Annotated in this window: 31 protein-coding genes; 17 read left to right on the top strand and 14 right to left on the bottom strand. The window is 73.4% G+C overall.

Annotated features, from left to right (window positions below; all coding sequences use genetic code 11):
• Positions 1-128: 128 nt before the first annotated feature.
• From NP075_RS18770 to NP075_RS18750, 5 genes are read left to right on the top strand one after another with little or no spacing between them, the layout of a single operon-like run.
• Entirely contained in the window at positions 129-866 is a 738-nt protein-coding gene (locus NP075_RS18770; RefSeq protein ID WP_227563615.1) for an ABC transporter ATP-binding protein, read from the top strand.
• Positions 863-1,579 (top strand): ABC transporter ATP-binding protein, encoded by a 717-nt coding sequence (locus NP075_RS18765; protein ID WP_207369720.1) that lies wholly within the window; start codon positions 863-865, stop codon positions 1,577-1,579. Before NP075_RS18770 ends, NP075_RS18765 begins: the two co-directional genes overlap by 4 nt.
• On the top strand, positions 1,579-2,457 hold the full coding sequence (locus tag NP075_RS18760; protein WP_227563614.1) for a branched-chain amino acid ABC transporter permease: 879 nt from the start codon (positions 1,579-1,581) through the stop codon (positions 2,455-2,457). The genes NP075_RS18765 and NP075_RS18760 overlap by 1 nt, the downstream gene beginning before the upstream one ends.
• The gene (locus tag NP075_RS18755; RefSeq protein WP_227563613.1) at positions 2,454-3,608 is read left to right on the top strand and encodes an ABC transporter permease subunit; all 1,155 of its coding nucleotides are present in this window, start codon (positions 2,454-2,456) and stop codon (positions 3,606-3,608) included. Before NP075_RS18760 ends, NP075_RS18755 begins: the two co-directional genes overlap by 4 nt.
• A gap of 5 nt (positions 3,609-3,613) precedes the next feature.
• Positions 3,614-4,894, top strand: coding sequence for an ABC transporter substrate-binding protein (locus NP075_RS18750; RefSeq protein WP_227563612.1), 1,281 nt, complete (start codon positions 3,614-3,616; stop codon positions 4,892-4,894).
• A 76-nt stretch (positions 4,895-4,970) separates the two neighbouring features.
• On the opposite strand, the gene NP075_RS18745 is transcribed toward NP075_RS18750, so the two are convergent.
• The 3 genes from NP075_RS18745 to NP075_RS18735 form a co-directional block, all read right to left on the bottom strand.
• Complete coding sequence (locus NP075_RS18745) at positions 4,971-6,569, bottom strand: long-chain-fatty-acid--CoA ligase (protein WP_227563611.1); 1,599 nt, start codon at positions 6,567-6,569, stop codon at positions 4,971-4,973.
• Positions 6,570-6,665: 96 nt separating this feature from the next.
• Positions 6,666-7,877 (bottom strand): acyl-CoA dehydrogenase family protein, encoded by a 1,212-nt coding sequence (locus NP075_RS18740; protein WP_227563610.1) that lies wholly within the window; start codon positions 7,875-7,877, stop codon positions 6,666-6,668.
• A gap of 11 nt (positions 7,878-7,888) precedes the next feature.
• Positions 7,889-9,028, bottom strand: coding sequence for a phosphotransferase family protein (locus tag NP075_RS18735; protein ID WP_227563609.1), 1,140 nt, complete (start codon positions 9,026-9,028; stop codon positions 7,889-7,891).
• Positions 9,029-9,190: 162 nt separating this feature from the next.
• On the opposite strand from NP075_RS18735, the gene NP075_RS18730 reads away from it, so the two are divergent.
• On the top strand, positions 9,191-9,718 hold the full coding sequence (locus tag NP075_RS18730; RefSeq protein ID WP_227563608.1) for a hypothetical protein: 528 nt from the start codon (positions 9,191-9,193) through the stop codon (positions 9,716-9,718).
• A 124-nt stretch (positions 9,719-9,842) separates the two neighbouring features.
• Here the strand turns inward: NP075_RS18730 and NP075_RS18725 are convergent, their stop codons facing one another.
• Entirely contained in the window at positions 9,843-10,256 is a 414-nt protein-coding gene (locus NP075_RS18725) for an acyl-CoA thioesterase (RefSeq protein ID WP_227563607.1), read from the bottom strand.
• Positions 10,253-10,903 carry a QsdR family transcriptional regulator gene (locus NP075_RS18720; protein WP_227563606.1) on the bottom strand — a complete coding sequence of 217 codons (651 nt, stop codon included), beginning with the start codon at positions 10,901-10,903 and terminating at the stop codon, positions 10,253-10,255. The genes NP075_RS18725 and NP075_RS18720 overlap by 4 nt, the downstream gene beginning before the upstream one ends.
• Positions 10,904-11,026: 123 nt before the next feature.
• On the opposite strand from NP075_RS18720, the gene NP075_RS18715 reads away from it, so the two are divergent.
• Both NP075_RS18715 and NP075_RS18710 read left to right on the top strand, forming a co-directional pair.
• Positions 11,027-12,307: an acyl-CoA dehydrogenase family protein gene (locus tag NP075_RS18715; protein ID WP_227563605.1), complete on the top strand. Its 1,281-nt coding sequence runs from the start codon at positions 11,027-11,029 to the stop codon at positions 12,305-12,307.
• A 48-nt stretch (positions 12,308-12,355) separates the two neighbouring features.
• Positions 12,356-13,579, top strand: a complete 1,224-nt coding sequence (locus NP075_RS18710; protein ID WP_227563604.1) for an acetyl-CoA C-acetyltransferase — start codon at positions 12,356-12,358, stop codon at positions 13,577-13,579.
• A 58-nt stretch (positions 13,580-13,637) separates the two neighbouring features.
• Here the strand turns inward: NP075_RS18710 and NP075_RS18705 are convergent, their stop codons facing one another.
• From NP075_RS18705 to NP075_RS18690, 4 genes are read right to left on the bottom strand one after another with little or no spacing between them, the layout of a single operon-like run.
• Positions 13,638-14,039 carry a DUF6221 family protein gene (locus tag NP075_RS18705; protein ID WP_227563603.1) on the bottom strand — a complete coding sequence of 134 codons (402 nt, stop codon included), beginning with the start codon at positions 14,037-14,039 and terminating at the stop codon, positions 13,638-13,640.
• 44 nt (positions 14,040-14,083) lie between these two features.
• A complete protein-coding gene (locus tag NP075_RS18700) occupies positions 14,084-14,545 on the bottom strand; it encodes a MaoC family dehydratase (protein ID WP_255629062.1) in 462 nt (153 codons plus the stop codon).
• Entirely contained in the window at positions 14,542-15,303 is a 762-nt protein-coding gene (fabG, locus tag NP075_RS18695) for a 3-oxoacyl-ACP reductase FabG (protein WP_227563602.1), read from the bottom strand. Before fabG ends, NP075_RS18700 begins: the two co-directional genes overlap by 4 nt.
• Positions 15,300-16,418 carry an alcohol dehydrogenase catalytic domain-containing protein gene (locus NP075_RS18690; protein WP_227563601.1) on the bottom strand — a complete coding sequence of 373 codons (1,119 nt, stop codon included), beginning with the start codon at positions 16,416-16,418 and terminating at the stop codon, positions 15,300-15,302. The genes fabG and NP075_RS18690 overlap by 4 nt, the downstream gene beginning before the upstream one ends.
• 128 nt (positions 16,419-16,546) lie before the next feature.
• Between NP075_RS18690 and NP075_RS18680 the strand changes: the two genes are divergently transcribed.
• The gene (locus NP075_RS18680) at positions 16,547-17,236 is read left to right on the top strand and encodes a calcium-binding protein (RefSeq protein ID WP_284439906.1); all 690 of its coding nucleotides are present in this window, start codon (positions 16,547-16,549) and stop codon (positions 17,234-17,236) included.
• 895 nt (positions 17,237-18,131) lie between these two features.
• Here NP075_RS18680 and NP075_RS18675 read toward each other — a convergent pair.
• Positions 18,132-18,887, bottom strand: coding sequence for a polyamine aminopropyltransferase (locus NP075_RS18675; protein ID WP_227563600.1), 756 nt, complete (start codon positions 18,885-18,887; stop codon positions 18,132-18,134).
• Between the two features lie 263 nt (positions 18,888-19,150).
• Positions 19,151-19,867 carry an HAD family hydrolase gene (locus tag NP075_RS18670; RefSeq protein WP_256791321.1) on the bottom strand — a complete coding sequence of 239 codons (717 nt, stop codon included), beginning with the start codon at positions 19,865-19,867 and terminating at the stop codon, positions 19,151-19,153.
• Positions 19,868-20,223: 356 nt separating this feature from the next.
• Here NP075_RS18670 and NP075_RS18665 point away from each other — a divergent pair, with 356 nt between their 5' ends.
• The 6 genes from NP075_RS18665 (at position 20,224) to NP075_RS18640 (ending at position 23,597) form a co-directional block, all read left to right on the top strand.
• Complete coding sequence (locus NP075_RS18665) at positions 20,224-20,511, top strand: metalloregulator ArsR/SmtB family transcription factor (RefSeq protein ID WP_207339987.1); 288 nt, start codon at positions 20,224-20,226, stop codon at positions 20,509-20,511.
• Positions 20,512-20,524: 13 nt separating this feature from the next.
• Complete coding sequence (locus NP075_RS18660; RefSeq protein ID WP_227563598.1) at positions 20,525-21,256, top strand: hypothetical protein; 732 nt, start codon at positions 20,525-20,527, stop codon at positions 21,254-21,256.
• 157 nt (positions 21,257-21,413) lie between these two features.
• A complete protein-coding gene (locus NP075_RS18655; protein ID WP_227563597.1) occupies positions 21,414-21,611 on the top strand; it encodes a hypothetical protein in 198 nt (65 codons plus the stop codon).
• A gap of 79 nt (positions 21,612-21,690) precedes the next feature.
• Positions 21,691-22,443 (top strand): hypothetical protein, encoded by a 753-nt coding sequence (locus tag NP075_RS18650; RefSeq protein ID WP_227563596.1) that lies wholly within the window; start codon positions 21,691-21,693, stop codon positions 22,441-22,443.
• Positions 22,440-23,270 (top strand): immunity 26/phosphotriesterase HocA family protein, encoded by an 831-nt coding sequence (locus NP075_RS18645; RefSeq protein ID WP_227563595.1) that lies wholly within the window; start codon positions 22,440-22,442, stop codon positions 23,268-23,270. Before NP075_RS18650 ends, NP075_RS18645 begins: the two co-directional genes overlap by 4 nt.
• Before the next feature lie 81 nt (positions 23,271-23,351).
• Entirely contained in the window at positions 23,352-23,597 is a 246-nt protein-coding gene (locus NP075_RS18640) for a hypothetical protein (protein WP_227563594.1), read from the top strand.
• 90 nt (positions 23,598-23,687) lie between these two features.
• Here NP075_RS18640 and NP075_RS18635 read toward each other — a convergent pair whose 3' ends face one another.
• A complete protein-coding gene (locus NP075_RS18635) occupies positions 23,688-24,290 on the bottom strand; it encodes an AAA family ATPase (protein ID WP_227563593.1) in 603 nt (200 codons plus the stop codon).
• 236 nt (positions 24,291-24,526) lie between these two features.
• Between NP075_RS18635 and NP075_RS18630 the strand changes: the two genes are divergently transcribed.
• A complete protein-coding gene (locus NP075_RS18630) occupies positions 24,527-25,120 on the top strand; it encodes an SMI1/KNR4 family protein (protein WP_227563592.1) in 594 nt (197 codons plus the stop codon).
• Between the two features lie 35 nt (positions 25,121-25,155).
• On the opposite strand, the gene NP075_RS19160 is transcribed toward NP075_RS18630, so the two are convergent.
• Complete coding sequence (locus NP075_RS19160; protein ID WP_227563675.1) at positions 25,156-25,434, bottom strand: HAD-IA family hydrolase; 279 nt, start codon at positions 25,432-25,434, stop codon at positions 25,156-25,158.
• Between the two features lie 101 nt (positions 25,435-25,535).
• Between NP075_RS19160 and NP075_RS18620 the strand changes: the two genes are divergently transcribed.
• Complete coding sequence (locus tag NP075_RS18620) at positions 25,536-25,916, top strand: hypothetical protein (protein WP_227563591.1); 381 nt, start codon at positions 25,536-25,538, stop codon at positions 25,914-25,916.
• 95 nt (positions 25,917-26,011) lie between these two features.
• Here NP075_RS18620 and NP075_RS18615 read toward each other — a convergent pair whose 3' ends face one another.
• Complete coding sequence (locus NP075_RS18615) at positions 26,012-26,470, bottom strand: ricin-type beta-trefoil lectin domain protein (RefSeq protein ID WP_227563589.1); 459 nt, start codon at positions 26,468-26,470, stop codon at positions 26,012-26,014.
• Positions 26,471-26,565: the final 95 nt, after the last annotated feature.

Below are 26,565 nucleotides of genomic sequence, written 5' to 3'. Positions count from 1 at the left end.
GGGCGGGCGTCCGGGAATGCGTCTGGTCTGACACATACCGTCCAGTCGGTTTCTCCTGTACTGTCGCAGCACGCCGACACGACGGAGTGCCGATGCCACCACGGGAAGCGCCCGCCCGCGCGGGTGCGATGCGACTGCAGGTCCGCGGACTGACCGTGCGCTTCGGCGGTCTCGCGGCCCTCACCGACGTCGACCTCGACGTCGCCGACGGCCAGGTCGTGGGCCTGATCGGGCCGAACGGCGCGGGCAAGACCACCGTGTTCAACGCCGTCAGCGGGCTCGTCCGCACCGCCGCCGGGACGATCACCGTCGCGGGCCGCCCCGCACCCCGCACGCCCTCGGGGCTGGCCCGGGCGGGCGTCGCCCGCACGCTCCAGGGTCTCGGGCTGTTCCCCGGCCTGAGCGTGCTCGAGAACGTCGAGGTGGGCGCACTGGGCACCCCTGACCCCGCCGCCCCCGACCCCGGCGCACCCGACCCCGCAGCCCGCACGCTCCGGGCGCTCGACGACCTCGGGATCGCCGACCGCGCCGCGCTGCCCGTCGGTGCGCTGCCCTACCCCGAGCAGAAGAAGGTCGCCCTCGCGCGCGCGCTCGTCGCCGATCCCCGCCTCCTGCTGCTCGACGAGCCCGCGGGCGGGCTCGGCGCCGCCGACATCGCCGAGCTCGACGCCGTCGTGCGGCGCGTCGCCGCGACCGGGTGCGCGGTCCTGCTCGTCGAGCACCACGTCGACTTCGTCATGGGGCTGTGCGACCGGGTCGTCGTGCTCGACTTCGGGCGGGTCATCGCCGACGGCCTGCCCGACGACGTCCGCCGTGACCCCGCCGTCACCGCGGCGTACCTCGGGATCGAGGTGACCGCCCCATGAGCGCAGCCCTGAGCGTGCGGGACCTCGTCGTCGGCTACGGCGGCGCGCCCGTCCTGCACGGCGTCTCGTTCGACGTCGACGACGGCACCGTCGTCGCGCTCGTCGGCGGCAACGGCGCCGGCAAGACCACGCTGCTGCGGACCGTGTCCGGGCTGCTCGCGCCGTCGGCCGGCACCGTGCACCTCGACGGGCGGGACCTCGCCCGCGTCGGCGTCGAGGACCGCGTGCGCCGCGGGCTCGCCCAGGTGCCCGAGGGGCGCGGCGTCATCACCGAGCTCACCGTCGAGGAGAACCTGCGGCTCGGCGGGCTCTGGCGCCGCGACCCCGCCGGCCTGCGAGCCGCGCTCGCCGAGATGTACGCGCTCTTCGAGCCTCTCGAGCGACGCCGCACGACCCTCGGCCACCAGCTCTCCGGCGGCGAGCGGCAGATGCTCGCGATCGCCCGCGCGCTCGTCGCCCGGCCCCGCGTGCTCCTGCTCGACGAACCGTCGCTCGGCCTCGCGCCCCTCGTCGTCGCCCAGATCATGCGCACGCTGCGCGAGCTGTGCGACCGCACCGGGCTCACCGTCCTGCTCGCCGAGCAGAACGTCGCCGGGGCGCTGTCCGTCGCCGACCGGGGCCTCGTGCTCGGGCTCGGGGAGGTCGTCGCGTCGCGGCCGGCGGCCGAGCTCGCCGGTGACGAGGCCCTCCGACACGCCTACCTGGGGTTCTGATGGACCGGTTCGTGTTCCTGCTCGGCACCGGGCTGGCCCGGGGCACGCTGTTCGCGCTGTTCGCGCTCGCGCTCGTGCTCATCTGGCGCGCCACCAGGATCGTCAACTTCGCCGCCGGCGCCATGGCGATCGTCGGCGTGTACGTCGGCGTCGCCGTCACCGGGCTGACCGGCAGCTACTGGTGGGGCCTGGTCGCGACCGTGCTGGCCGGCGGCGTCGTCGGCCTCGTGGTCGAGCGGGGGGTCCTGAGGTTCGCGTCGGCCCGCTCGCCGCTGTCCGGGGTCATCCTCGCGATCGGCCTCGTGATCGTGCTGCAGTCGCTGCTCGGCATCGCGTTCGGCCAGCAGCACGAGCCCGTCCCCGCACCGTTCAGCGACCGGCCGCTGCGCGTCGGCGGGGTCCCGCTGCTCTCGCCGTACGACGTGTTCGTCGTCATCGTCGCGCTCGGGCTCATGGCGGCCCTGCGGCTGCTGTTCGTGCGGACGACGCTCGGCCTCCAGCTGCGCGCCGCGGCGTTCGCGCCGGAGGTGGCCCGGCTGCTCGGCGTCCGCGTCGCACGGATGCGGACGGTCGGCTGGGTGCTCGCCGCGGCGGCCGCGTCGCTCGCCGCGATGCTCGCGGTGCCCAAGGAGCTCGGCCTCAACCCGCACGCCGCCGACATGCTGTTCGTCTACGCGTTCACCGTCGCGGTCGTCGGCGGGCTCGACTCACCGGGCGGTGCGCTCCTCGCAGGGCTCACGGTGGGGGTCGTCATGAGCCTCGTCACCGGGTACCTCGGGGCGACGCTGGCCCCCGTCGCGGTGCTCGTACTTCTCGTCGTCGTGCTGCTCGTGCGACCGTCCGGCCTGTTCGCCCAGGCCGAGGCGAGGCGAGCATGAACGCGCGCCGCACGCTCCTGCTCGCGCTCGGCGGGCTCGTCCTCGCGATCGGCCTGACGTTCCTGCTCGACCCGTACCGCAACTACCAGCTCGCGCTCGCCGCGGCCTACCTGTGCGCGACCGCCGGGCTGACCGTCCTCGTCGGGCTCAGCGGGCAGCTCTCGCTCGGGCACGCCGCACTCATGGCGGCGGGCGGCTACGGGTACGCGCTGACGTCGCAGGCGCTGACCTCGGCCGGCGTCAACGGCGTCCCGCGGTTCCTCGCGGCGACCGCCGCCGCGGCGGTGGCCGCCGGAGTCCTCGGGCTGCTGCTCGGGCTCGCGGGCGCCCGCCTGCACGGCCCGTACCTCGCCGGGCTCACGCTCACGCTCGTCGTCGCGGTGCCCGCGGTGGCCGCGAGCGTCGGCGCGCTCCAGGGCGACCGCGGCGTCCGGATCCAGTTCGAGGGCGTCCCGGGCCCGCTCAAGGCGCTCATCGCCCTCGAGCAGTGGCAGGCGTGGGTCGCGCTCGCCGTCGCTGCCGTCGCCGTGACCGGGCTCGCCCTCGTGCGCGACGGGCGCACCGGGCTGCGCATGCGCGCGGTGCGGGACGACGAGGTCGCCGCGGCGCTCGCCGGGATCGCGCCCGCCCGGGTCAAGGTGCTCGCGTTCGTCGTCAGCTCCGTGACCGCCGGGCTCGGCGGCGCGGTCCTCACGTTCGTCACGCAGTCGGTCTCGCCCGGCGCCTACACCGTGTCGCTCTCGCTGCTGCTGCTCGTCGCGGTCGTGGTCGGCGGGCTCGGCAGCCTGCTCGGCGCCGCGCTCGGCGCGGTGCTCCTGGTGCTGCTGCCGTGGCTCGTCGGCACACTGACCGACGTGCTGCCGCTCCCGTCGCAGGTCACGCAGCGGCTCGACGGCACGCTCGCGCTGCTGATCTTCGGGCTGCTGCTCATCGTCCTCGTCGCTGGCGCCCCGGGCGGGCTGGCCGGCGCGCTCACCGCCGCCCGCGCCCGCCGCCGGGCCCGCGGACGGCCCCCGGCACCCGGGCGCACCGCCGCACGGCTCGCTCCCACCGCCGGCGACGACCCCACCGGCCCGGCCGCACGCCCCGGGTCCGTCGGCCCCACCGCCACCCGCTCTGGAGAACCCGTCCGCACACCGACCGAGGGATGACGACGATGCCGCAGCTCCGTACCTCACCCACGCGCCGCCGCCCGCGGCGCACCGCCGGCCCGCTCGTCGCGCTCGTGACGATCGTGCCGCTCGCCGCCTGCTCGACGCCCGCCGCGTCCCCCGGCGTCGACGAGGAGACCGTCACGATCGGCACGCACACGCCGCTCACCGGACCGGCGGCGGCGGGCTACTCGTCGATCTCCGCGGCCGCGTCCGCGTACTTCGACTACCTCAACGACAACGGCGGGATCCACGGCCGCAGCATCGAGTACGTGGTCAAGGACGACGCGTACAACCCGGCGACCACGCAGACGGTCGTGCGCGAGCTCGTCCAGGAGGACGAGGTGCTCGCGGTCGTCAACGGCCTCGGCACCCCGACCCACTCCGCGGTGCTCGACTACCTCAACGAGAACGAGGTCCCCGACCTGTTCGTCGCGTCGGGCAGCCCGAGCTGGGACCAGGCCGAGACCTACCCGTGGACGTTCGGCTACAACGCGGACTACATCACCGAGGGCAAGGTGCTCGCCCACCACGCCCAGCAGACGTACGACGACGCCGTCTACTGCGTGCTCGGCCAGGACGACGACTTCGGCACCGACTTCACCGTCGGCCTGACGACGGTGCTCGACGATCTCGCGAGCACCCAGACGTACTCGGTGTCCAACCAGGACGTGACCGCGCAGATCGGCGCGATGCAGGCCGCCGGGTGCACCGTGAACTTCCTCGCGACCGTCAACGGCTTCACGGCGCTCGCGCTCGGCACCGCCGCGAAGATGGGCTACCGCGCGCAGTGGCTGTCCTCGTCGTCGGGCGGCGACTACCCGACGCTGGTCGGCTACCTCGGCGAGGACGTCGGGCCCGCGCTCCTCGAGGGCTTCGTCAGCACCAACTACCTCCCGTTCAGCGCCGACGACCCGTGGGTGGAGCTGTTCCGGAGGGTCAACGACGAGTACAACGACGGAGCGCCATTCACGGGGAACACCGTGTTCGGGATGTCGGTGGCGTACACGTTCGCCGAGACGCTCGCGCGCGCGGGCGAGGACCCCACGCGCGAGAGCCTGGTCGAGGCCCTGGAGTCCGGCGAGGTCGTCGGCAACGGGATCGTCCCGCTGGGGTTCGGGGCGGACAGCCGCCGGGCGTTCGGCGGCGTCGGGATCACGGTCGTCGAGGGCGGCGTGCAGGACTACGTCGGCGAGGTGTACACGACCGACACCGGCGACGGGGACGTCGTCGTGTACGACGGCGAGGCGGTCCCGCTGGAGAACGACGGGATCCCGCAGACCTGACCGGCTCGGACCGCCGGCGCGCAACGGCCCGGGTGCGATGTCGCACCCGGGCCGCTCGTCCGCGAGCTGGCCGCCGTCACCGCACGACGGGCTCCCCGGCCGCCGTCGAGTACTGCGCGACGAGCTCACGCTTGAGCACCTTGCCCGAGCCGCCGAGCGGCAGCGTCTCCACGAGGTGGACCACGCGCGGGTACTTGTAGGCGGCGATCAGCTCGCGCGTGAAGTCGACGACCTCCTGCGCGGTCGCCGCGCGGCCGGGCATGAGGACGACGGCGGCGTGGACCTCCTGGCCGTGCGCGTCGTCGGCGATGCCGAACACCGCGGCCTGCGCGACGGCCGGGTGGCGGACCATCGCGTCCTCGACCTCGCTCGGGTACACGTTGTAGCCGTTGCGGACGATCATGTCCTTCTTGCGGTCGACGATCGTCACGATCCCCTCGGCGTCGACGGTGCCGAGGTCGCCGGTCCGGAACCAGCCGTCGACGACGGCCGCAGCGGTCGCCTCGGGGTTGCCGAGGTAGCCCTTGAACAGGTTGTGGCCACGCACCACGATCTCGCCGAGCTCGCCCGGGCCGAGCAGCACGATCCGACCCTCGACCTCGGGGTCCGCCACCTCCACGTCGACGCCCCACAGCGGCCGGCCGACGGTGCCCGGGCGGATGGGCTCGCCGACGTAGTTGAACGACACGGTCGGCGCCGTCTCCGTCAGGCCGTAGCCCTCGTGCACCTCGGCACCGAACTCCTGCGCGAACGCCTCCAGCAGCGCGACCGGCAGCGCGGCGCCGCCCGAGACCGCGTACTTGAGCGGGGGCCGGGCGGGCGTGCGCGCGGCGGCCTGGACCATGCCGAGGAACATCGTCGGGACGGCGGTGAACACCGTCGCGCGGTGCCTGACGAGCAGCGCGAGCGCCTCGTCGGGGTCGAACCGGGGCAGCAGCACGATCGCGGCGCCGCGCCGGAACGCGGTGTTGAGCACGGCGGACTGGCCGAACGTGTGGAAGAACGGCAGCCCGCCGAAGATGACGTCGTCGGCCTGCAGGTCCGTGGTGTCGAGCAGCGTGACGTGCACCTGCTCGATCAGGGTGAGGTGCGAGGCGACCGCGCCCTTGGGTCGGCCCGTCGTGCCGCTCGTGTACAGGACCGTGGCCGGCGCGAGCGGGTTGACCGACGCGTACGTGTGGACCGGTTCCGCGGCGTCGGCCTCGTCCTCCAGGCGCGGGGCCGGGACCGCAGCGGCGTGCATGTCGGGTACCAGGACCGTCACAGCGGGGACGCCGGCCGCCGCGGCGGCCGGCAGCGCCTCGCCGAGCATCGGGGCCGCGGCGACGAGCAGCGTCGCGCCGCTGTCGCGCAGCACGTACTCGATCTCCTGGGCCTTGAACAGCAGGTGCACGGGCACGACGACCGCGCCGAGCGACAGGACCGCGTAGTAGACGCGCGCGAAGTCGGGCACGTTCGGCACGAGCATCGCGACGCGGTCGCCCGGCCCGACGCCACGGTCCCGCAGGGCACCGGCGTACGCGCGCGTACGGTCCCACAGCGGGCCGTAGGTCAGCGCGTCGTCACCGAAGTGGAACGCGACCCGGTCCGGGTGGCGGCGGGCGGTCTCGGCGAGGATCGCGGCGACGGAGAGCGTGCTGTGCCCTGGGCCGGTGAGGATCGGGTCGGGGGTCATCTCGGGGTCCCTTCGCATGTGGTGACTTCGTCGGCAGCTACAGCGGGGGTGGTGCGAGGTGGTGCTGGTGCGGGGTGGTGCGGTGCGGGCGGGACGTCACGTCGGGCGCGGGCGGAGCTCGGCCTTCCCGAGCGAGGAGAGGTGGACCTCGTCGGGCCCGTCGGCGATCCGCAGCGACCGTGCTGCGGCGTACATCGCGGCGAGCGGCTGGTCCTCGCTGAGCCCCGCCGCACCGAACACCTGGATCGCGCGGTCCACGACCTGCTGCACCGCGCGCGGGACCGCGATCTTGATCGCCTGGATCTCGGTCATCGCCGCGCGGTTGCCGACCGTGTCCATGAGCCAGGCGGTCTTGAGGACGAGCAGCCTCAGCGCCTCGACCTGGATGCGCGACTCCGCGGCCCACTCCCGCACGACGCCCTGCTCGGCGAGCGGCCGGCCGAACGGGGACCGGGACGCGGCGCGCTCGCGCACCAGGTCGAGCGCGCGCTCCGCCATGCCGAGCGCCCGCATGCAGTGGTGGATGCGGCCCGGTCCGAGCCGGGCCTGCGCGATCGCGAACCCGTCGCCCTCACCGCCGAGCAGCGCCGAGGCGGGCACGCGCACGTCCTCGAACGCGATCTCGGCGTGCCCGCCGTGGTCGCGGTCGTCGTAGCCGAGCACGGTCAGCGGGCGGACGACCCGCACGCCGGGGGTGTCGCGCGGGACGAGCACGATGCTCTGCTGCCGGTGCCGCGGCGCCTCGGGGTCGGTCGCCCCCATGACGACGAGCAGCGTCGCGTCGGGGTTCATCGCGCCCGTCGACCACCACTTGCGACCCGTGACCACCAGGTGGTCGCCGTCGCGGCGGATGCGGGTCGCGATCTGGGTGGCGTCGGACGACGCGGCGCCGGGCTCGGTCATGCAGAACGCCGAGCGGGTCTGCGCGGCGAGCAGCGGGTCGAGCCAGCGCTCCTGCTGCTCGGGGGTCCCGAACGAGGCGAGGAGCTCGGCGTTCCCGGTGTCGGGGGCCGCGCAGTTGGTCGCGACGGGGCCGAGGCGCGGGCTGCGGCCCAGGAGCTCGGCGACGGGCGCGTACTGCAGGTTCGTCAGCCCGGCGCCGCGCGGCCCCGGCAGGAACAGGTTCCACAGGCCCTGCGCCCGCGCGATCTCCTGCAGCTCGCGGACCACCGGGCGCGGACCCCACTCGTCGGGGGTCGCGGCGACCTGCGCGTCGAGCACCGGCTCGGCGGGCAGGACGTGCTCGTCGAGGAACGTGCGCGTGCGCGTGCACACGTCCCGGGTCCGCTCGTCGTAGGCGAAGTCCACGTCCGCTGCTCTCAGCTCGCGCCGTCGAGGCACGCGAGGCCCTCGTCGGCCAACGGGAGGACGAGGGTGCCGATGGCGTCGAAGCCCTCGCCCACGGTCTCGCCCGCGCGGTACCGGAAGTGCACACCCTCGAGGATCACCGCGAGCTTGTACGCCGCGAACGCGCGGTACCAGGACAGCTCGGGGACGGACGAGCCCGACCGGGCGGCGTACGCGTCGGCGAGCTCGGCGAACTCCGGGTAGCCCGCAGCGGGGTCGACCGCGCTCGCGGTCAGGCCGTCGGGCGGCGCGATCCGGCGGATGTCCCAGTACAGGCCGAGCATCCCGAGGTCGACGGCGGCGTCGCCGAGCGTGGCCATCTCCCAGTCGAGCACCGCCGCCACGTGCACGCCGCCCGCGCGGGAGACGAGCGCGTTGTCGAGCCGGTAGTCCCCGTGCACGAGTCCGGTGCGGACCGTCGCGGGCACGTGCTCGCGCAGGCGCTCCTGCAGCGCGTCGAGCGCGGGGAGGTCGCGCGAGCGCGAGCCGTCGTACTGCCGACCCCAGCGGTCCAGCTGGCGGCCGAGGTAGCCGTCGGGTCGGCCGAGGTCGCCCAGCCCGACGGACGCGGGATCGAGGGTGTGCAGCTCGGCGAGCAGCTCCGCGAGCTCGAGGCTCAGGGCCCGGAGCTCGGCGGGGGACCAGGCGCCGTTCTGCGTGGGGTCGCGCAGTGCCTCGCCCCCGACCCGCTCCATGACGAAGAACGGCGTCCCGGTCCCGGCGCTGCCGTCGGCGTCGTCGACGAGGTCCACGGTCGCGGGCACGGGGACGCGGGTGCTGCCGAGCGCGCGGATCACGCGGTACTCGCGGGCCATGTCGTGCGCGGTCTCCTGCACGTGGCCCAGCGGCGGCCGGCGCAGCACGAGCGGGACGCGCGCGCCGTCGACCCGGTACGTGAGGTTGCTGCGGCCACCGGCGAACAGCGTCGCGCGCAGCGGCTCGTCGGTCGCGAGCTCGGGGTGCGTGCGGCGGAGCCACGTGTCGAGGCGCGCGACGTCGAGACCGGGCAGTGCCCGTGCGGTGGTGCCGTCATCGGTCTGCCGGCCGGGCGTGGGCGGGACCTGCGGTGTGCCGGCGGACGCGGGCGGCGCGTCCGGGACGGGCTGGGTCACCGGTGACCACCTCCGCGGTTCGGGCGGGCGGCGGTGCCCGCGAACGCAAGCATACCGAACAGTCGGTATGCCGGGCGAGATCCTCAACCGTCCTCGCGACGCTCGATCTCAGGATGTCGGTGGCGTCTGCGAGCATCGCGTCCTGAACAGGTCCAGTGCACGGTGAGCGTGCACGCGTTCGTCGACGAGACGAAGGACAACGGCCTGCTCGTCGTCGCCGCCTTGGTCGCGCCGCGTGATCTGCGATCGGCTCGCGCGACGATGCGCGGCCTGCTTCTGCCGGGGCAGGCGCGGTTGCACTTCACGAAGGAGCGTCCCAGCCGACGCGCGCAGATCACCGCCGCGGTGTGCGCCACCAATGTGCGCATCGATGTGTACGACGCCCGCGGCGTGCGGGACCCGAAACGGGCCCGTGCCCTGTGCCTGGAGCGCATCGTCGCCGACTTGGCGGCGAACGGGGCGACGCGGCTGGTCATCGAGCAGGACGACTCCCTCGTCAAGCACGACCAGCGCGTGCTGCATGCGGCCGTGCGCGCCGCAGACGTCATCGACGCGCTGACCTACGAGCACCTGCCCGCGCGGAGCGAGCCGCTGCTGTGGCTACCGGACGCTGCCGCGTGGTGCTGGACCCACGGCAGTGCGTGGCGTCAGCGGCTGAGCCCGGTGCTCGGAGACGTGCACATCCTGTAGACAGCGCGAGACCCGGCTCACCCACCGTCCGGAGGGCTGCCGGGTCCACTTCACACAACTACTGCTGTGTGCCCTACCAGGGTAGGCGCCTGCGCCCACACCTACAAGAACAACGTCCCTGGCATCACGTCTCGACCACCAGGTCCCGTTCGATCGCGACCCGGATCCCCTCGGGGATCGGCGCCGGGCGGCGCGAGTCGCGGTCGACGAACACGTGCACGAACCGCCCGGTCGCGATCGGCTCCGGCTCGTCCGTGCGCAGGATGCCGAGCTCCCACGTGATGCTCGTGGTCCCCACACGGCCCGCGCGCAGGCCGACCGCGAGCGGCTCGGGGAACGACGCGGGCGCCCGGAACTCGCACGACGACGAGACGCACAGCGCGATCCGGTCGCCGCCGAGGGGGTCGAGCCCGGCGCCGATCATCCAGGCGTTGACGGTCGTGTCCATCGCCTCGTAGTAGACGGTGTTGTTGACGTGCCCGTACTGGTCGTTGTCGTTCCAGCGCGTCGGGAACGGCGCGCGGTGGCCGTAGGTCATCGGGGCTCCTCGGGGCGCAGGACGAGGTCGAACGCGGCGCGGGCGCGCTCGGCGCTCGGCGCGTCGCCGGTGATCAGGTCGGCGTACGTGAAGGACTCCGAGACCCGCACGAGCAGGTAGGCGAGGTCGGCCGGAGCGATGTCGCGCCCGAACGGCCGGTCGCCGAGCTCCTGGCGGACCAGCTGCTCGACGACGGCGACGTACCGGCGCTGGATCTCGCTGTCGTTGGTCGTGAGCAGCCGCAGGGCCCGCGCGGGCTCCCGGCTCAGGAACGACCGGAAGTAGTCGGCGGTGATGAGGTCGTGCGCGAACGAGGTGAGGATCGCGACGACCCGGTGGCTGCCGGAACGCCCGTGGGTCGCGGCGTCGGCCTGCTCGAGCGTCGGGACGGCGAGCGACCACAGCACCTCGGACAGCAGCGCGTCGCGGTTGCCGACCCAGCGGAACAGCGAGGTGCGGTCGACGCCCAAGCGGGTCGCGAGCCCGCCCATGTCGATGCGCTCGCCGGCGATGAACGTCTCGCGTGCGATGCGGAACGCCCGGACGGCGTCCTCGTGCGTGCCGTCCTCGAGGCGCTGGGACAGCCGGGACGGCGCGACCGCGGTGCCGACCCGCGCGAGCGAGCTCCGGTGGGTGGGGGCCGTCATGCGCCGCACTCTAGCCCCGGCCCGGCAGGGGGTTGCAACATTCCTGAGAATGATGCAACCCTGGCAGCGGGACGCGCGCGCACCGGGGCGCAGCGCGCCGATCGACGACGATCGAGGGCCGAGATGACCGACACCGCCACGACGGACCACGCCGCCACGGACCGCACCGCCGACCGTCCGGCCGCCGCCGGGAGCGCCGCGACCGCCGCCGGCGCGTACCTCGTCCCCGGCACCGACCGTCTCGCCGCCGACTTCTACGGCTTCCAGGACGAGCTCACGCCCGTCGAGCTCGAGGCGTCGCTGCGCCTGCGCGACTTCATGGAGCGCGAGGTCCGGCCCATCGCCACCGACTACTGGGACCGCGCCGAGTTCCCGACGCAGATCATCCCCGGGCTCGCCGACCTCGGGATGTTCGGCGCGATGTGGCCCGAGACGCAGCGGTTCGAGAACAGCGCCGTGTGGCGCGGCTGGGCGGCGCTCGAGCTCGGGCGGGTCGACCCGTCGACGGCGACGTTCGTCGGCGTGCAGAGCGGCCTGGCGATGAGCTCGATCGCGATCGGCGGCTCGCCCGAGCAGCGCGCGCAGTGGCTGCCGCCCATGGGCCGTGGCGAGCTCATCGGCGCGTTCGGCCTGACCGAGCCGTTGTCCGGCTCCGACTCCTCGAAGGGCCTGCGCACGACCGCCGAGCGCCACGGCGACACGTGGGTGCTCAACGGCGCCAAGCGGTGGATCGGCAACGCGACGTTCGCCGACGTCGTCGTCATCTGGGCGCGCGACGTCGCCGACCACCAGGTCAAGGGCTTCCTCGTGCGCCGCGGGACCCCCGGGTTCACGACCACGAAGATCGAGCGCAAGCAGGCCCTGCGGATCGTGCAGAACGCCGACATCACGCTCGACGGCGTCCGCGTCGACGAGGCCGACCGGCTGCCGAACATCCACTCGTTCCGCGAGGTCGCGCTCGTGCTCCGGCTGACGCGCGCCGAGGTCGCCTGGCAGGCCGTGGGCGTGCAGGTCGGCGCGTACGAGGCGGCGGTGCGGTACGCGGGGGAGCGTCAGCAGTTCGGCCGGCCGCTGGCGTCGTTCCAGCTCGTGCAGGACCGCCTCGCGCAGTGCCTCGGGAACATCACCGCGTGCATCGCGCTGTGCCTGCAGGCGTCGCGGATGCAGGACCAGGGACGCCAGGGCGACGAGCACGCGGCGCTCGCCAAGGGGTACGCGACGACCCGCATGCGCGAGACGGTCGCGTGGTGCCGCGAGCTGCTCGGCGGCAACGGCATCGTGCTCGACCACGGGGTCGCCAAGTTCTTCGCCGACGCGGAGGCCGTCTACTCGTTCGAGGGCACGCGCGACATGAACAACCTCATCGTCGGGCGCGCGATCACCGGGGTCGGCGCGTTCGTCTGACCGGCACATCCGTCCGACCCGTCGTCGTCCACGAGAGGACCGCCCGCCATGCCCGAGGCCTACGTCGTCGCCACCGCCCGCTCACCCATCGGCCGCGCGTTCAAGGGCTCGCTGCGCAGCGTGCGACCCGACGACCTCGCCGCCGCGATGGTGCGCGCGGCGCTCGACCAGGTGCCGGCGCTCGACCCGACGCGCGTCGACGACCTGCTGCTCGGCTGCGGGCTGCCCGGCGGCGAGCAGGGGATGAACATGGCGCGGGTCGTCGCGGTGCTGCTCGGGCTGGACACCGTGCCCGGCACGACCGTGAACCGGTACTGCTCGTCGAGCCTGCAGACCACGCGCATGGCGTTCCACGCGATCAAGGCCGGCGAGGGCGACGTGTTCGTCTCGGCCGGCGTCGAGTCGGTCAGCTCTCTGGCGCGCGGGTCGAGCGACTTCATCCCCGGCGAGGACCTGACCAACCCGGTGTTCGCGGAGGCCGTCGAGCGCACGGCCCGGTCCGCGAAGGGCGGCAGCACGTGGCGCGACCCGCGCGAGGACGGGGAGCTGCCCGACGTCTACGTCGCGATGGGCCAGACCGCCGAGAACGTGGCGCAGCGCACGGGCACGACCCGCCGCGACCAGGACGAGTACGCCACGTCGAGCCAGAACCGTGCGGAGGCCGCGCTCACGAGCGGCTTCTGGGAGCGGGACATCACGCCGGTCACGCTCGCGGACGGCACGGTCGTGTCGCGCGACGACGGTCCTCGCGCGGGGGTCACGGTCGAGGCGCTCTCCGCTCTGGACCCCGTGTTCCGGCCCGACGGAACCGTCACCGCCGGCAACTGCTGCCCGCTCAACGACGGCGCGGCGGCCCTCGTCGTGGTCAGCGACCGCGTCGTCGACGAGCTCGGCCTGACGCCGCTCGCGCGCATCGTCTCGACGGGCGTGAGCGCGCTGTCACCCGAGCTCATGGGTCTCGGGCCGGTGGAGGCCAGCCGACGGGCGCTCGCGCTCGCGGGCCTGTCGATCGGCGACATCGACCTCGTCGAGCTCAACGAGGCGTTCGCCGCGCAGGTCCTGCCGTCCGCGCGCGAGCTCGGCGTCGACCTCGACCGGCTCAACGTGCACGGCGGCGCGATCGCGGTCGGCCACCCGTTCGGCATGACCGGCGCCCGGATCACGAGCACGCTGCTGCACGGCCTCCAGGAGCGCGACGGGACCCTCGGGCTCGAGACCATGTGCGTCGGCGGCGGACAGGGGATGGCGATGGTGCTGGAGCGGGTGAGCTGACGGCGTGCCCGGCGGCTGACCGCTCCTGCAGGCGGTCGACGGCCGTCGAGGTCACGCGTCACGGGCGCCACTCCTCGTTGTAGTCCGGGTGCTCGGCATGCACCTCGGCGAACCAGCGCAGCACGCGGTCGTACGCCGAGCCGGCGACCAGCTGCATCGACGCCATGGTCGACTCGGCAGCTGCCAGGGTCTTCTCGCGGACGAACGGGAGGCCCGCCGCGACCGCGGCGGCGCTCTCGGCGGTCAACGCGAGGTAGGTGTCCACGACGTGCCGCTGCGCGGCGCAGACCGCGAGCACCCGCTCCGGCGACCCCGCTCCGCCGGACGCGGCGGCAGCGCTGGACGGGTCGGCGGAACCGGGACCGCCGTCGCCGGCGTGCGCAGCGAGCCGTCCCCGTGCGTCGTCCTCGTCCTCCTCGAGCCGGGCGATCAGGAAGTCGGTGAGCTCCATGCCGGTCATCCTCGCTCCCCGGACGGGGTCCGGGTGCGAGCGCCCGGCGTGCCTCAGGCGGGCACGAACAGCGCGATGGTCCGCGCGACGAGCGCCGGGCGCGGCGCACCCTCGATCTCGACGGTCACGGTCGACGACACGCGCACGCCCTGCGCGGTCGGCTCGGCGCCCTCGACCACCGTGGTCGCCCGCACGCGCGACCCCGCGAGCACGGGCTGGAGGAAGCGCACGCGGTCGAGCCCGTAGTTGACGACCATCGCGGTCCCGCCGACGTCGAGCAGCCCGGCGGTGAGCGCGGGGACCAGCGCGAGCGTGAGGAAGCCGTGCGCGACGGGCCCGCCGAACGGCGACTCGGCGGCGGCGCGCGCGGGGTCGACGTGGATCCACTGGTGGTCCTCGGTCGCGTCGGCGAACAGGTCGATGCGGCCCTGGTCGACGACCCGCCACTCCCCGGTGGCGGACTGCCCGACGGCGGCGCCGAGGTCCTCGGGCGAGATCACGGTGATGGCGGTCATGCGCGCGGCCCTCCGGCGACGTAGAGCACCTGCCCGGACACGTAGGACGCGTCCTCGGAGCAGAAGAACGAGACGGCTGCGGCGACGTCGTCGGGCCGGCCGACCCGGCGCACCGGGACCTCCTTGGCAGCGGCGGCCATTAGGTCGTCGTACGCCATACCGGTCCGTTCGGCGACGGCGCGCATCATGTCGGTCTCGATGAAGCCGGGCGCGACGGCGTTCACGGTGACGCCGAACGGCCCGAGCTCGATCGCGAGCGTCTTGGTGAACCCCTGCATGCCGGCCTTGGCGGCGGCGTAGTTCGCCTGGCCGCGGTTGCCGAGCGCCGACGTGCTCGACAGGTTGACCACTCGCCCCCAGCGGGCGGCGACCTGGTGCTGCTGGACCGTACGGCTCACGAGGAACGCGCCGCGCAGGTGCACCGACAGGACGGCGTCCCAGTCGTCGACCGACATCTTGAACAGCAGGTTGTCACGCAGGATCCCCGCGTTGTTGACCAGCACGGTCGGCGGCCCGAGCTCGTCCGCGACGCGCGCGACCGCGGCGGCGACCGCGTCCTCGTCCGCCACGTCGGCGCCCACGGCCAGCGCGGTGCCACCCGCCTCGCGGATCGCGGTGGTGGTCGCCTCGGCGTCGGCCTCGCGCAGGTCGAGCACGGCGACCTGGTAGCCGTCGGCGGCGAGCCGACGGGCGGTCGCGGCGCCGATGCCGCGGGCGGCGCCGGTCACGAGGGCTGTCGTGGTGCGCGCTGTCGTCACGGGGTGGTCCCTTCGTCGAAGGTCAGGAGCTGGCGGAGCTCGCCACCGGCCGCGAGGCGGTCCATGGCGGAGTCGAGGTCGTCGAGCGCGATGTGCGAGGACACGAGCCGTTCGAGGGGCAGCCGGCCGGAGCGCCACAGGTCGACGTACCGGGGGACGTCACGCTCGGGCACCGCGGAGCCGAGGTAGGAGCCGACGACCGTGCGCGCCTCCGCGGTCAGCGTCAGGGGGGAGAGCGAGGCCCGCGCGGCGGGGGAGGGGAGTCCGACGGTGACGGTCGTCCCGCCGGGCGCGGTCGCCGCGAACGCGGTCTCGAGCGCGCGCGCGGAGCCGGCGGCCTCGACGACGACGGGCGCGCGCAGCCCGCGCTCGACGAGCTCGGCGGGCGTGCACGCGACGCTCGCCCCGAGGTCCCGTGCCGTGGCGAGCTTGTCCGGCACCGTGTCGACGCCGGTCACGTCGTGCCCGAGCGCGACGGCGACGAGCAGCGCGGCCATCCCGACGCCGCCGAGCCCGACCACGACCACGGGCTCGCCGGGCCGCGGTCGGCCGGCGTTGACGACCGCACCGCCGCCGGTGAGCACCGCGCAACCGAGCAGGGCCGCGACCTGCGGGGGGACGTCGGGGTCGACGCGCACGAGCGAGGTGCGGCTGACGACGGCGTGCGACGCGAACCCCGAGACGCCGAGGTGGTGGTGCACGGGTGCGCCGTCGCGGTGCAGCCGGGTGCCGCCGCCGACGAGGGTCCCGGCGGCGTTCGCGGCGCTGCCGGGCACGCAGGGGAGCCGTCCGTCGGCGGCGCAGCCGGCGCAGTCGCCGCACCGGGGCAGGAAGGTGAGCACGACGCGATCGCCCCGCGACAGGTCCGTCACACCGGTGCCGAGCGCGGTGACGATCCCCGCGGCCTCGTGCCCGAGCAGCATCGGCGTGGGACGGACGCGGTTGCCGTCGACGACGGACAGGTCGGAGTGGCACACGCCCGCGGCCTCGATGCGCACGAGCACCTCGCCCGGGCCGGGGTCGTCGAGCTCGAGCCGCGAGACCGTGAACGGCCGCGACTCGGCGAAGGGAGCCGGGCTGCCCGACCGTTCGAGGACCGCCCCGACGATCTCCATGCGTGACCTCCTGCCGAGCGCCGCCGACTTCTGGTCTCAACCTACCCGGTGTCCATACCGACCGGTAGGTATGTCGCTTGCATCGCACGTACCTCTCGCGACCGAGGCGATCGATGCGCCGTTCCACTGTGTCGCTCGGGATCCCCCTAGCCTGGGCGGATGTTCGAGGACACGACCCTGATCCAGGCTCGCAGGGCCGTGACCGGCTCCTCGGGGACAGCGACGACGATCGGCTCGAGGGCGGTGACGGTGACGACGTGCTGGACGGGGGAGCGGGCGCCGACACGCTTTTCGGGGCCAACGGCAGCGACATCCTGGTCGGAGATGCGGGCGACGACCGGCTCGACGGTGGCGACGGAGGCGATTCGATCCGAGGTTGGGACGGTGACGACCTTCTGTTCGGTGCGAACGGCGACGACACGCTGGTCGGTGGTGAGGGCGCCGACAGCATCCAGGGCGGCGACGGCCACGACAGGATCGACGCCGGCACGGGCGACGACACGATCACTGGCGCGAACGGCAACGACGTCATCGCCGCGGGCGACGGCGACGACCTCGTCTCCGAGGGAGAAGGCGCGGATGTCGTCGATGCCGGCGACGGGGACGACCGCGTGCTCGCCGGCGGCGGGGTCGACGTGGTGCACGCCGGTGCGGGGGACGACCCGGTGGAGGGCGGCGAGGGGAATGACCGGATCCTGGGCGAGGACGGCGACGACAGGCTGTTCGGGCAGGGTGGTGACGACGAGCTCGACGGAGGTGCCGGTGTGGACGTGATCGACGGCGGGACAGGCCGCAACACCGTGCGGGACGCCCCCTAGATGGGCCGCGTGGCCCGTGCGGTCGTCGCTGTGCTTCTCGCCTTGGCGCTCTCGGGTGCCGGCGCGGCCGGTGGTGCCGCGGTGCACTGGTACGTCGTGCAGCCGAGCGACGACGAGCTGCGCGCCGTCGCCGCGGGCCTGCCCCTGGGCGACCTCCGGGACGTGGCCGGGCGCGGGATCTCCGGACGGTGGGCACCCTCGTTCGACCGCGGCTCCCTGCACTGGGACGCGGTGTCCGAGCGCGCAGTCGCGACCGGCGACGTCGCGGGCGCGCTGCGCGGCGAGGGGTGGACCGTCGAGGAGCCGGCTGACCGGGGTGCGGTGCACGGGCGCCGGAACCGTGTCGTCGTGGACATCCGCCTGCGTGGGCTCGACGAGGGAGGGACGACCGCGAGCATCAACGTCGCACGCGGGAACGTGCCGCCCTCGCTGGGGCTCACGATCGGTCTCGGAGCCGGTCTCGGGGCGCTCGTCGGGGTGCTCGGCGGCCGGCGCTCACGTCGCGCGGACAGGGTCACGCGCGACGGCGCCCTACCTCGCTCGACAACCCGTGGCTGGGGCAGGTGGAGGCGTCGCTGGCGCGCAGCCTGGGCTTCCAGGCCAAGGTGGCGACCGTGCACCAGGCTCGACGCGAGGGCCGGCTCTGACGACCCGGCGGGCGGCGTGCAGGACCAGCTGCTCGGGCACGGCAGGGCTGGAGTGCGACGCGCGCCGTCGGTCCACCCGCGGTCGAGATGGAAGCCAGAAGCGCGCCAGCCGGGCGGGGTCGTACGCGTCGAGGGCGAGGCCGTCAGTCGGCAGGACATGTGTCGTACGCCAGGCGGGACGCGGATCTCGGGCAGGGCTTTTTTCCGGTGTACCTCTCGCGGACGGCATCGAACGGGACCAGGTGGGATCAGCCCGGCGCGCGCCCGAGGTAGACGGTGTTGGTGGCGTCCCGATCCTGCAAGGGGTTCGGGAAGGCGACCACATCCGCCCGGACGTCGACCAGCAGGGTGCGGAGGAGCTCCAGGTACGCCTCGTCCGGCGGGTCGTTGGACCACAGCGCGAACACGCCGCCGGGCTTCAGCTGCTCGCGCAGCCGCTCCAGGCCGGCCGGCGTGTAGAAGCTCGCGTGCCTGGGGTTGAGCAGGTGGCGGGGCGAGTGGTCGATGTCGACCAGGACGGCGTCCCACCGGCGGCCGGGCATGCCGGGGTCCAGGCCGTCGTCCGACGCGAGGGCGGCGAAGAAGTCGGCGTGCACCAGCCGGCACCGCGGGTCGGCGGTGAGGACGGCGCCGGCCGGGATCAGGCCGGCCTGGTGCCAGTCGATCACCTCGGCGAGCGCGTCGACGACGACCAGCGAGCCGACGCGCGCATCCTCGAGCACGGTGAGCGCGGTGTACCCGAGCCCGAGGCCGCCGACGACGACGTCGAGCGGAGCCGCACCACCGTCGGCGGACGACCCGGTCATGGCCAGCCCGAGCCGCGCGAGCTCCTCCTCGGCCACCGTGAACAGGCTCGACATGAGGAACTCGTCGCCCAGCTTGACCTCGAGCACGTCGGCTCCGGTCACCGGGTCCTGGCGTCGACGCAGGCTGATGTCGCCCATCGTCGTCGGCTCCCAGGCGAGCTCCTCCACACGCGGACGTCGTACTGGTTGCTCGGGCATCCGGTCAGCCTAGGCCGGAGCGCTGGGACGCCCGGGCGAGGAGCCAGCCACCCGCCTACAGAGTCAGACGGTCGCCAGCGACGACCAGACCCCGTCCGGGCAGCAGTCGAGATGCACCAGCGCCTCTCGACGGCTGACCGCGCGGGTCCGGGCCGGCCCCGGCCAGGTGGCGTGCGCGTTCCGTCCTGGTCCCGCGCGGGAGCGCTGAGACCGGCCCTCGTGTGTCGCCGGCGTGCGAGGACGTCGTCAGGCGATGCCGCGCCTCAACGCCCGTGCGGCGGACTGGCCCGACCAGACGTCCCGCGTGGCGAGCCAGATCCTCCGACGATGTCGACGAGCTCGTCCAGCGTCGCGATCCGGTGCCGAGCCGCGGAGAAGTCCCCGGCGCGGGTGAAGTGGTTGTCCACGACGGCGCAGTCGATCCCGGCTGCCACGGCAGACCTCAGCCCGCGGACCGAGTCCTCCACGACCAGGGTCTCGGACCGGGCGGCGCCGAAGCGCCGCAGTCCCGCCAGGTACGGCTCGGGGTCCGGTTTCGCGTGCTCGTAGTCCTCACGGACGAGGACGAAGTCCATGAACGCGCGGATCTGCCGCTTCTCGTGGATGAGGTCGAAGTCGGCACGCTTGGACGTCGTCACGATCGCCAGGCGCGCGTGCCGGGACAGCTCGGTGAGCACCTCCAGGACGCCGTCGATCTCGATCGGCTGCGTCCGCAGGTAGTCCTGGTAGTAGCCGTCGCGGGCCGAGCGGAGCCTGTCGATCGTCGGCTCGTCGAGGCCTGCCGCGCGGGCCTGGACCCACGTGCCCAGCCCTTGGCTCATGTCCCTGAGGTACTGCGCCTGGTCCAGAACCACACCCACGTCGGCCAGGGCGCGTTCGCCGGCCTTGAAGTACCACGGCTCGGTGTCCACGAGGACGCCGTCGTGGTCGAAGAGGATGTACTTCTTCACGGACGTCCAGTCGCTGCGCCCGGGGTCCACGTACCGAAACACTGCTCGGCGTCGTACGCCTCGACGCGCTCGACCTCGACGAACCCCAGCCTCGCCGCGTCAGGCGATGTGTAGAGCTCGACGAACGCCGCGCGATCGCGCGCCTCCGGCGGACGGAGCGCAAGCCGATCGGTAGCGAGAGGTTCGGGTGGCCACGTGACGTGCCCCAGCTGTGCCATGACTCGACGGTACGGACGCGGCCCTGACGATGCCCCCTCTGCGGCGGACGGGCCGACGTTCCTGTGCGGTGGGGTCACCTGGTGACGATGGTCTGGATCTCCGCGACGGGGAGCTCGCGACGTCGCGTCTGGTGCTAATTTGGTATCTCACGAAATACGGAGGAAGCCATGGCGGACGGTGTGTTCGCTGCGTTGTCGCACCCGACGCGGCGCGCGGTGCTGCGTGAGCTGGCCCGACGGGACTGGATGCTCGCCGGCGAGCTCGCCGACGTGCTCGACGTCCCCGGGCCGACGCTGTCCGGGCACCTGCGCATCCTGCGCGAGGCGGACCTCGTGCTCGCCGAGCGCCGCGGGACCACGATCCGGTACAGCGCGAACGCGTCCGTCGTCGAGTCCGCGTTCGCCGCCTTCCTCCAGTCGCTCGGCGTCGGCCGCGCGGCACCACCCACCGAGTGAGCAGGGGGACCACATGCATCACGAGACGACCACGGCCGGCGCCCCGGACCGCACCTTCCCGACCCGAGGAGTCACCGTCGCGGCGGTGGGCCTGGTGGCCATGGCGGGCCTGTCGGCGTACGTCTGGGGCCGGCTGCCCTGGGTCCTGACGCTCGAGGGCGGCGGGCAGGACGGTGCCGACGCCCACGTCCCGAAGCTCGTGCTGGTCGCGCTGCTGCCGCTGGTGCTGCTCGGCATCGGCGGAGTCCTGCTGCTCGCCCAGCGCGCCCGCGTGCGCGTCGCCAAGGCGGCCTCCGTCCCGCTGTGGCGCACCGCGGAGACGGACCGTCGCTCGGTCGACACCGCACTGTCCATCCTCACGCCCGTCGTCGTCGCCCTGCACGTGTTCTTCCTGAGCTTCGCGAGCGGCGACGAGCGCACGGGTCGTGTGGTCGTGGCGGCGGTCCTCGCGCTGGTCGCGATCGTGATCGGCAACGCCCTGCCCAAGGTGCCCGTGCCGGACGCCGCGGCGTCGCGCGCGATGCGCCTCGACGAGCGCCCGACGCTCGACCGTCTGCTCATGGCCGCGCGTCGCGGGCAGCGCCGCGCCGGGGCCGTCGTCGTCGTGCTCGGCCTGCTCGCGCTCGTGCTCGCGTTCGTCGACCCGACGGTGTCCCTGGGCGTCTCGGTGCTCGCCGTCGTGGCCATGGGGGGCGTCACCGGCGTCGTCGTGCTGCGCACCGCGATCCGCTCGACCCGCGCCTGACACAGCGGCCAGGCACGAGGCTCGTGGCGGACCCCGGCACCCCTCACCGCGTGAGCACCGCGCGCACCCGCTCCGTGTCCGGGGCCGTGCACCCGTCGGGCGGCACCACGCCCACCCACCCGTCGAGGAGTCGATCTCCGCACGCCGCGCAGCGAACATGCGGGACCTCGTCACCGCCCTCCGTGTGACCGGCGAGCTGCGCACCGACCTGACGGACGAGGAGATGGCGGACGTCATCTGGAGCATGAACGGGCCGGAGTACTGTGCGCTCCTGGTGCACGAGCGCGGCTGGTCCGGCGAGCGGTTCGGCGCCTGGCTGGCCGACGCCTGGGCGCGGGCTCTGGTGGCCGGCTGAACGCAGCCATCCGGGTGATCCACGCCCCATCCTCCTGCCGGCGGCGTGCCCGCCTGGGAACGCCTGGGAAGGTTCGGGGATGACGTCACGCCCCGTGCACGACGAGCTGCTGCTGGGTGGTCGTTGGCTGCCCCTGACCAAGTCGATCCTCTTCGTCGAGCAGGAGGCCGAGGAGTTCGTCAAGACGTACATGGCGTGGCGCGGCGCCGTCATCACGCGGAACACAGGGTGCGCCCCGGTCGTGTCGCGGATCGGCGGGACGCTCGAGGACGTGCTGGCGGCGATGCTGCCGCTCGTGACGGCGGTGCCGAGCAAGTGCCTCGTCATGCCGACGGCCAACGGGTGGTCCGCGGTGGTCGAGAACGACTGGATGGGCACCGAGGTGCAGCTCACGCCATGGGCGCTGGCTGCCAACGGCCTGCGCACCGTCGCCGTGAGCGAGGCCCCTCACACCTACAGCGCCCGGACGAATCTCGGGTGGTGGGGTGAGCGGAAGGTGAGCACCTTCGTCCCCTCCGTGGAGCACCCGGACGAGCCCGACGGGTGGACCGTGGGCGTCCGGACGACCGACGGCGGGCGGTGGGAGGTGGCGGAGCCCGCCACCCCGCCACCGTTCCCCGACCCGACCGACCGCACCGCCCGGCGCATCCGCGACCGGTTCACCCACGCGCACCTGGTGGAGGTCGCTGAGTGGTTCGGCCTGCGCCCGACGGAGGCGGACTTCTACCTGCCCGGCGGGGAGGCCTTCCTCATCGAGCGGACCGAACCGCGTGACCCTTCCTGGAAGGACCTCACCCTCGACCAGGCGTACGGGATCGGACGGTCGTGGTGAGGACGCGCGCAGCGGCGTACCGGGTCGGGGACTGGTTCGCGATCCCTCTTGCCGACGGCACGTTCGCCCCGGGGCGGGTCGTGTTCCACACGCCGCCGCAGGGGGTGCTCGGCTACGTCTTCGCCCCGCGACCGACGCTGCCCACGCGCGCCGAGCTGGCGGATCTCGAACCGGGGGACGCGCTGCTGGCACAGGAGTTCTCGGGGCTGCACATCGGTGACCCGTGGCCGCTGCTCGGCGGCGCGGGCGACGTCGACCGCAGCAGGTGGAAGACACCGGAGTTCGAGACGGACCTGCGCGACGTCTACCCCGAAGGACGTGAGGTGCGGGTGGACCTGGTCGACGACCAGCTGCGCCGGGTCCACTTCTTCCACGCACCCCTCAGCGAGCTCGGCCGACGCCAGTACGGTGGCGCGATGGGCGCCGAGCTGCTCGAGCGGTGGCTCCTGCAGCAGGTGCGGGCGAACGCGCTCGTCCCGTTGCGCACACAACCGTGGTGGGACAACCCGACGCCCGTGCCGCCGGGCGCGGCACCGCCCCCGGCGCCCGAGCCTCCGTCCGACCGTGTCGTCGTCGTCGTACCGGGGCGTGGGCGCTCGGTGGGCGACATCGTCGAGATGACGTTGATGCTCGGGCTCGCGCCCGACGTCGGCGAGGTGGACGGCGCGATGCGCTCGAGGGACGAGACCGAGATCAGCGTCTACGGTCCCGACGGCCGACGGCTCGCTGACCGGGTCCTCGAGCTCGTGGGCCCGCTTCGCGCACCTGGGCTGCACCTGCTGGTCCGCGCCGGTGACCAGGAGTGGACCCTCAGACCGAACGAGTGAGCACGCGCCGAGAACGGGACTGCCCCTGGTTCGCCTTCGGGCCACGGGTCCAGCAGTCGGACGTCCCCCTAGCCTGGGCGGGTGTTCGAGGACAAGACCCTGATCCGCGTCGATGGTGTCGGTGTCCTGGTGCGTCGCCGTCCCGGTGGCACGACGTTCGACATCGAGTTCGAGCACGAGCCGCAGGACGGCCCACCCGGGTACACGTTCGGCAGCAACGGCCCCGTGACCGAGGCGCAGCTGCTTGCCGAGATCGCCGCGACGATCCGGTCGTACCGGGCTGACGGGGTCCGGTTCGTCCAGGACCCGCCCGCGAGCACACCCTAGGCACAGCGAGGGCGTCCTCGGCCCTGCGGTCCTACGCGCCGTCGCCCTGGCCTCGGTAGTCCAGGCACGGGGTGCCGGCGCGCGCCGCTGCTACCGGATGTGGCCGATGCCGACCGTGACGCGCCGCAGCTGGTACCTCCACGCCGCCAGCCGCGGCGCGTCCAGCGCGAGGCCGGCGTCGGTGGCGATCCACTCGACGACCTCGTCGGTCGTCTTCTGGTCGGTGTGGACGTGCGTGGCGTAGCGCTCCTGGTCGAGGGCGGCGACGCAGCGCGGGATCTGCTGCATCGCCCAGGTCTCGCGGCGCAGGCCGGAGCGCACGAACGCGATGCGGGTGCTCAGTCGCATGCGCAGCGTCTCCGGGCTCGCGATGAGGGCGTAGTGGCGGACGTCCACCCCGCGGGAGATCAGCCCTCCGACGATCTCGTCGAAGTAGTCGTCACGCACGATCGTCATCGGCACGAGCACCGGGCCGGCGTGGGCGGCCTCGGCCTGCTGAAGGACGTCGACCACGGCCGAACGCCACGGTGCGAGGTCCTGGAAGTCATGGCGCGCTGCGGGCGGGAGCGTCCGTTGGAACGCGAACCCGAGGAGCTCGGGGTCGGCGACGTGCGCGTCGACCAGCCGACGGCGGAGCTCGAACGCGGTCTGGGTCTTCCCTGCACCGAATGCACCATTGATCCAGATGAGCACGCCCCGGAGCCTAGATGACCCGTGATGGCGTCGGGGCAGCCGCGGGCTCCGAGCGTGGTGCCGTTCGCACCAGCCTGCAGGATCGGTCAATCTGTGCCGCATCTCGACAAAGATGCTGTTGTCGAGATGCCAAGATGGTTTGACCAACCGGCTCGAATAGTTCTACGCCATCCCCATCCCGCCCGTCGCTTCGCACGTTCCCACAATGCAGATCTGCAAGCCCTGAGGAGATCGCCATGTCCGCCGCCGAGGTCACGCACGCGCTGACCGCATGGGAACAGCGACTGCGTGACCTCGGCGCGCGGGGAGTGTCCTGCCTGCGCCCAGGACTCCCTCTGGACGACATCGACGCCCTCGCCGCCGAGCACGACCTCAGGCTCCCTGAAGACGCCCGTGCCGTCTGGGCGTGGCACGACGGCGAGGACACCGCCGCACGGTCACCTGCGCTGGCGCCGTACCGGGAGTTCCCGCCGCTCCGGACCGCTCTCGAGCTCGCGCGCACGTGGGCGCAAGACGCCATCGACTGGGGCCTGGCCGACGACGAGGACCTCGCTGACGTCATCTACCGCCCGCAGTTCGTGCCGGTCCTCGGCTACCAGCACCCGCTGGTGTTCGACTGCCGGACACGAGCGTCCACCACGGCGATGTGGACTCCTGACGCCGGCCTGGGGCAGACGCCCCATCTGACGATGGTCGAGCGGGTCCGGTGGTGGCACTGGGCGCTGGACCACGGGGCGTGGTCGATCACCCCCGAAGGGCTGTGGGCTGTCGACTTCTCGCGGTACCCAGGCGCAGGCGGTGACCTGAGCGTCAAGGACGTCCTGGTCTGACTTTCAGTGCTGTGGCTCGTGAGTGGCGCCGGCGGTCAATCTTCGCCGCCGCTCGAGGAGAACGACGAGTTCTTCGTCACGATGCCAGCCTCCACGAGTGCCGCTCGAAGTCGAGGAACATCCACGAAGCGGTGCGTGACGATCCCGAGGTCGGCCGCTGCGGCAAGGTTCCTGGGCGCGTCGTCGATGAAGAACATCTCGCCGGCACTGAGCTCCAGGGCATCGAGCACGTGGTGGAAGGCGGCAGGATCTGGTTTGGCATGGCCGATCTCGGCGGAATTGACGGTGTCGTGCTCGAGCTCACCCTCGAGCAGGCGGGACCGGACGGTCGTGGTGAGGACGCGCGGGGCGCACGCGCCTGACGGGTCGGCTGCGTCCTGCGGCGGATGTCCGACCGTGCGCCTACGGTGAGGGGGTGAGCGCCATCACTTCCGGTCCGGGCGTGCTCGTGATCGGTCTGGACCCCTACCGGGTGCCCGGCCCCTGGGACCCCGAGCCGGTCGCGCGCGCGGTCGCCGAGGGGATGACGCGTTTCGACCAGGCCGGCGTCACCGCGGTCCGGTGCCTGGTCGGTCTGGACGGGAGCGACGACGTCGAGCAGGTCGTCACCGCCGCGCTCCGCTCCCGCTCCTGGCAGGTGGTGGTCGTCGGCGGCGGCATCCGCAAGCGTGAGGACCTGCTCGGGCTGTTCGAGCGCGTCGTCAACCTGGTGCACCGGCACGCCCCGCAGGCAGCGATCGCGTTCAACACCGTGCCCGACGACGTCTACGACGCCGCGGCCCGCTGGCTCGACTGACCCGCACCCGACGCCGAGGTCCGCCGGGCGTCCATGGACGTGGCGCGGCACCGTGGCCGTCCGCCACGGTGCCGCGCGCTCCCACCTCGACAGGGTCAGGCGGTCACCAGCGACGACCAGACCTCGTTGGGGCTGTTGGTGCAGGCACCCCAGGTGAGCGTGGTGGTGCGGAAGTCCTCGATGCAGCCGATGCCCCAGTCGAGCTGGTGGATGCGGCCGTCGCTGGTCTGTCCCCAGCGCACCAGCAGGCCGCTGTCGCAGGCGGTCACGAAGATCCCGGAGGAGCTGCCGGTGGCCAGGCACCGGCCGTCCGGGGTGCGGATGGTCTGGTCCGCCGCTGAGTAGACCCAGCGCTGCGTGGCCGAGCCGTTGCACTTCGTGGTGAACGCAGCCACCGGCCGCTCGGGGTGCTCCCGGCGGTCGACGCACAGCCCGGTGTCCTTGTTGCGCAGCTCGCCGCCGGGAGCGGCGGCCTGTGCCGGCTGTGCCGCGCCGAACAGGCTCAGGGCCAGCAGGGCGGATGCCGCCAGGGTCGAGATGATCTTTCGCACCATCGTCGGGCTCCTTCTCGCGAGCTGAGGTCGGACCGTCACCGCCGATGCCTGACGACGTCGGCGGTGACGTCGATCTCTGGAGGTAGTGGAACTTT

Origin of the sequence: Cellulomonas wangsupingiae, from assembly GCF_024508275.1 — a bacterium.
Classification (GTDB): domain Bacteria; phylum Actinomycetota; class Actinomycetes; order Actinomycetales; family Cellulomonadaceae; genus Cellulomonas; species Cellulomonas wangsupingiae.
This window is presented reverse-complemented; position numbering and strand designations above follow the sequence as displayed.

What these genes read in the sequence shown, in the direction of transcription:
- NP075_RS18655 (WP_227563597.1), top strand. Translation starts at nt 21,414, where the DNA reads ATGCGGGACCTCGTCACCGCCCTCCGTGTGACCGGCGAGCTGCGCACC.
- NP075_RS18650 (WP_227563596.1), top strand. Translation starts at nt 21,691, where the DNA reads ATGACGTCACGCCCCGTGCACGACGAGCTGCTGCTGGGTGGTCGTTGG.
- NP075_RS18700 (WP_255629062.1), bottom strand. Translation starts at nt 14,545, where the DNA reads ATGACCGCCATCACCGTGATCTCGCCCGAGGACCTCGGCGCCGCCGTC.
- NP075_RS18765 (WP_207369720.1), top strand. Translation starts at nt 863, where the DNA reads ATGAGCGCAGCCCTGAGCGTGCGGGACCTCGTCGTCGGCTACGGCGGC.
- NP075_RS18710 (WP_227563604.1), top strand. Translation starts at nt 12,356, where the DNA reads ATGCCCGAGGCCTACGTCGTCGCCACCGCCCGCTCACCCATCGGCCGC.
- NP075_RS18770 (WP_227563615.1), top strand. Translation starts at nt 129, where the DNA reads ATGCGACTGCAGGTCCGCGGACTGACCGTGCGCTTCGGCGGTCTCGCG.
- NP075_RS18760 (WP_227563614.1), top strand. Translation starts at nt 1,579, where the DNA reads ATGGACCGGTTCGTGTTCCTGCTCGGCACCGGGCTGGCCCGGGGCACG.
- NP075_RS18745 (WP_227563611.1), bottom strand. Translation starts at nt 6,569, where the DNA reads ATGACCCCCGACCCGATCCTCACCGGCCCAGGGCACAGCACGCTCTCC.
- NP075_RS18725 (WP_227563607.1), bottom strand. Translation starts at nt 10,256, where the DNA reads ATGACCTACGGCCACCGCGCGCCGTTCCCGACGCGCTGGAACGACAAC.
- NP075_RS18665 (WP_207339987.1), top strand. Translation starts at nt 20,224, where the DNA reads ATGGCGGACGGTGTGTTCGCTGCGTTGTCGCACCCGACGCGGCGCGCG.
- NP075_RS18615 (WP_227563589.1), bottom strand. Translation starts at nt 26,470, where the DNA reads ATGGTGCGAAAGATCATCTCGACCCTGGCGGCATCCGCCCTGCTGGCC.
- NP075_RS18660 (WP_227563598.1), top strand. Translation starts at nt 20,525, where the DNA reads ATGCATCACGAGACGACCACGGCCGGCGCCCCGGACCGCACCTTCCCG.
- NP075_RS18755 (WP_227563613.1), top strand. Translation starts at nt 2,454, where the DNA reads ATGAACGCGCGCCGCACGCTCCTGCTCGCGCTCGGCGGGCTCGTCCTC.
- NP075_RS18750 (WP_227563612.1), top strand. Translation starts at nt 3,614, where the DNA reads ATGCCGCAGCTCCGTACCTCACCCACGCGCCGCCGCCCGCGGCGCACC.
- NP075_RS18690 (WP_227563601.1), bottom strand. Translation starts at nt 16,418, where the DNA reads ATGGAGATCGTCGGGGCGGTCCTCGAACGGTCGGGCAGCCCGGCTCCC.
- NP075_RS18630 (WP_227563592.1), top strand. Translation starts at nt 24,527, where the DNA reads ATGTCCGCCGCCGAGGTCACGCACGCGCTGACCGCATGGGAACAGCGA.
- NP075_RS18715 (WP_227563605.1), top strand. Translation starts at nt 11,027, where the DNA reads ATGACCGACACCGCCACGACGGACCACGCCGCCACGGACCGCACCGCC.
- NP075_RS18675 (WP_227563600.1), bottom strand. Translation starts at nt 18,887, where the DNA reads ATGCCCGAGCAACCAGTACGACGTCCGCGTGTGGAGGAGCTCGCCTGG.
- NP075_RS18720 (WP_227563606.1), bottom strand. Translation starts at nt 10,903, where the DNA reads ATGACGGCCCCCACCCACCGGAGCTCGCTCGCGCGGGTCGGCACCGCG.
- NP075_RS18705 (WP_227563603.1), bottom strand. Translation starts at nt 14,039, where the DNA reads ATGACCGGCATGGAGCTCACCGACTTCCTGATCGCCCGGCTCGAGGAG.